3 protein-coding genes are annotated in these 3,974 nt (G+C 72.5%); all 3 read right to left on the reverse strand.

The genetic code is table 11. The annotated features are described in order from the left end of the window. Positions 1–2,944 (reverse strand): DUF3367 domain-containing protein (locus tag RT323_RS16240; RefSeq protein WP_313410290.1); only part of this gene is annotated, 2,944 nt, incomplete at its 3' end. After that, positions 2,925–3,098: a DUF2613 domain-containing protein gene (locus RT323_RS16245; RefSeq protein WP_313410292.1), complete on the reverse strand. Its 174-nt coding sequence runs from the start codon at positions 3,096–3,098 to the stop codon at positions 2,925–2,927. The genes RT323_RS16245 and RT323_RS16240, both read right to left, overlap by 20 nt. A 37-nt stretch (positions 3,099–3,135) precedes the next feature. Continuing rightward, positions 3,136–3,974: isochorismate synthase (locus tag RT323_RS16250; protein WP_313410293.1), on the reverse strand; the 839-nt coding region annotated here is incomplete at its 5' end.

Here is a 3,974-nt window from a genome sequence, read left to right on the forward strand (position 1 = left end):
CGGTGACGAGACTCTCGAGCTCTGCACCCGGGCGGGGCCGGACGGTCAACTGCGTGGTGACGCTGGTGGATTCGGGTACCGACAGGGTTCGCGTGAACGTGCCGGGTTCCTCGGGCGGCAGGACCAGCGAGCCGCTGCAGTGCACGCGGTCCGGGCCGTCCGCGCAGCCCGCGCGTCCGGGCAGTTCCTGCCCCAGGTCCCAGCCGCGCACCTGCGCGCCGGCGGGCGTCGCCGGCAGCACGGTGCGGTGGACGATCGGGACGGGCAGTGCGGTGCCGGTGGAGTAGTCGTCGACGGAGATCTCGCTGATGCCGAACTGATAACCGGGGGAGCCGTCCTCGGTGTGGGTGGCGAGGATCCGCAGCCACGGTGTCGTGCCCGACGGCAGCGACACGTCGACCGGTTTTCCGGGCTCGTCGACCCGGACCGACGTCGAGCCGTTGGGGGTCTCCACCCGGATCCACTTCACGGGCGGACCGAACGCGGCGGGGCTCGTCGTCAGGTGCAGCATGCCGCGGGTGATCGGGGTGTCGAAGTCGAGGCGCAGCCACTGTCCGCGGGCGGTCTCGAGGCCGTTGCTCAGCCACGCCGTCGCCGGGTCGCCGTCGACGGTCGCGGCGGGTCCGCTGCCGGGTGCGGTGCCGCCCAGTTGGGTGGCGTCGGACGCGGCGCTCGACACGCTGACCGTCGCGCCGGACCATTCGCCCTGCACCAGTTCGGCGCCCGGGACCGGGTAGTCGGGCACCGCGTTGTACGTGCGGCGCTCGTCGTCGGGACCGCGCAGCGCGGAACTGTGGTTGTCGACCTGCCCGAAGTCGGTCTCGCGGTCGGTGGGGGTGTCGGTGACCGTGACCGAGCCGGTGTCGAGGCCGGCGCGCGCCGCGTCCGACGCGAGCAGCGCCGGCCCGGTGACGGTGCCGTTCTCGGCGAGCCGCAGCAGCGACTCGGAGCCACCCTGCACGACGGGCACCCGGTCCAGGTCGACGGCGTACGGCCCGGCGGGCGGGGTCGCACCGTCGGGTGAGGTGACGCGGTAGATCTCGATGGCCGGGTAGCCGGGCCGCAGGTCGCTGTCGATCACCACGTCGTCGACGGTGTCCGGGACGATGTCCTCGCCGAACTCGGCCACCTTCTCGAGGCCGGGGGAGCCGTCGACGGTCTGGTGCACCAGCAGCGGCCGCGCCGATCGGGAGGTGTCGGGGTCGAGGTCGTTGCGCACGACGACGTAGCGGATGCCCTGTCCGAGCAGGGTGTCGGCGAGCCCGGCGGAGGGTCGGCCGTCGGAGATGATCCGTTGCACCGAGTCGAGCGCCCGGATCGCGCCGGGCGGCACGAGCGGGACGGCGTCGCGGACCGCCCACGGCGTGGACGCGAGTGCCTGCAGCGGTTCGTCGCGGGTCAGTCCCCACACCTGCGCACCGAACGGGGCGCCGGGCACGACGAGTGCGCGTTCGGCGTCCGCACCCGACCCGGATCCGGCGGCGTTGTCCTCGAGCCACTGCGCCGCCTCGTGCCAGTACGACGGCACCTGGTCGTACGCGCCGCGCGGGGCGAGCCTGCCGGACCACGCGAGCGACGTCGTGAGGGTGAGCGCCACGAGCAGCAAGGTCGTCACCGCTACCAGCGGCTCGCGTTCTGGGTGCGCGAACGCGGTGCGCCAGCGGCGGACCGGCACCGACCCGGGTAGCGGCACCCTTGCGAGCAGGTGCGCCAGCCCGAGGACCAGCGGCAGCCGGACGAGCGGCTCGAGCTTGTGCACGTTGCGCAGCGGGGCGCCGGTGCCGTCGAGGAACGCGCGGACCTGGTCGGCGATCGGGGATCCCAGTTCGCCGATGTAGCCGGCGCCGAGCCCGGCGATGCCGACCAGCAGGATCAGGGTGAGCCGCCCCTTCGCGGGCATCCGGCGCATGCACAGCCCGGCCAGGCCGGCCGCGGCGATCAGGCCGGTGGCGACGACCGCGACGGGCTGCGTCACCAGCACCGTGCCGGCGACGCGCTCGGGGGAGACGAACGGCGTCCAGCTGTCGGTGCCGCGCAGCACCTCCGTCAGCGACGTCCACTGCGTCGTGACACCCGACGATTCGATGTAGTCGAGGAACGGCGGACTCACCCGGCCGAGCAGCAGCAGCGGGACGATCCACCACAGCGTGGCCAGCAGCAGGGACGGGACCCACCACGCGGTGAAGACCCACCAGCGCCGGTTGGGGCGGTGCGCGATCCACCAGAGGCCCGCGACGAGACAGGCGGCGGCGGTGGCGACGGCGTTGACGGCGCCCATGAGCGCGACCGCGAGCGCGGACTGCGCTGCGAGCACCCGTGCGCCTTTTTGGTAGCTCGGCCCACCGGAAAGGCGCACGGGCGACGAAGTCGCCAGGATCACCGGCAGCAGCACCCACGGCGCCAGCATCATCGGCAGCGATTCCGACGAGATCGAGCCGATCGTGGTGAGCACCCGCGGGGACAGCGCGAACGCGACGGCCGCGACGATCCGGGATGACCGGCTGCCGATGCCGAGGGCCTCGCCGACACGGATGATGCCCCAGAATCCGGCGACGATCAGCAGCGCCCACCAGATCCGCTGCGTGATCCACGGCGGTACGTGCAGGAATTCGCCGGCTGCAAAGAACAGCCCGTGCGGGAAGAAGTAGCCGTACGCCTGGTTCTGCACCTGCCCGAGTGGGGCGATGCTGCTCCACTGGTGGGCGGCGCGGGTGAGGAATCCGATCGGGTTCTCGGTGAGGTCGTACTTGGTGTCGGCGACGACCAGGCCCGGGGACTGCAGCAGGCACAGGATCAACGCGACGAACCCGGCGCCGTAGAGCCAGCGCCGGGTCAGTGGTTCAGTCGAGGGTTCGACGGAAAGCCCCCCGTCGGCGAGGTCGCCGGACGAGGGGGACGTGCGGGAACGCGCGATGCCTCCGGGCTCAGCGGCTGCCGTACTCAACCTGGTTGAGGATCGACGAGTTGGCGTTTCCGGAGCGGTCGATGTCCGGGAGCGTGTTGTCCTGGGCGGCCGCGGTGACGCCGAGAACTGCGCCGACGCCGACGACTGCACCGATCACAGCGCTGGCAACGCCGGGGACAAGGAACTTCGCCATCTCGGATCTCCCATGGTCGAGCCGCCGGTACGCGGTGCTACTCGTGCGTACGTGATATCCGGGTCAAGGTATCACCTGCGGGGTCGGCGGCGTGGGCGTCCACGCCGAGCGCCCCGAGCAGGGTGCCCAGTTTCGTGGTGGTCTCCTCGAGTTCGGTGCCGGGATCCGACGCCGCGACGATTCCGCCACCCGCCCACGCGAGCGCCGACGTCCCGTCGGCATCGATCTCGGCGCAGCGGATCGCGACCACCCAGTCGCCGTCGCCGGCCGCATCGCACCAGCCGACGGCACCGCCGTAGAAGCGGCGGTCCCCTTCGACGTCGAGGATCGCGGTGAGCGCGCGGTCGGTGGGGGTTCCGCACACCGCGGGCGTCGGGTGCAGCCGGCGGGCGAGGTCGAGCGACGTCACCGACGCGTCGAGCAGTCGCCCGCGGATCGGGCTGGCAAGGTGCCACAGTTCGCCGGTGCGGGTCAGTTCGGGGATGGCCGGCACGTCCAGGTCGGAGCACAGCGGGGCGAGGACGTCGCGGATCCAGTCGACGACGTACGCGTGTTCGGCGAGATTCTTCGCCGATGCCAGCAGACCCGCGCCCTCCGCGCGGTCGGCGTCCGGCTCCGCGCGGCGCGGTGCGGAACCCGCGAGCGGACGGCACGTCACGACGTCGCCGCGACGGCTGAGCAGGATCTCGGGACTCGCGCCGACGAGGGTGTGACCGCGGTAGGACTCGCCGGCTGCGGTGAGGTCGACGGCGAAGCCGTTGGCGCTCGCGTGCCGGCCGATCATCCGGGCGGCGAGCGCCTCGGGATCGATCGAGGCGTCGGCGGCCAGACGCACGGCCCGCGCCGCCACGACCTTGTCGAACTCGCCGTTGTTCA

Origin of the sequence: Aeromicrobium sp., from assembly GCF_032084975.1 — a bacterium.
Classification (GTDB): Bacteria; Actinomycetota; Actinomycetes; order Propionibacteriales; family Nocardioidaceae; genus Aeromicrobium.

What these genes read in the sequence shown, in the direction of transcription:
- RT323_RS16245 (WP_313410292.1), bottom strand. Translation starts at nt 3,098, where the DNA reads ATGGCGAAGTTCCTTGTCCCCGGCGTTGCCAGCGCTGTGATCGGTGCA.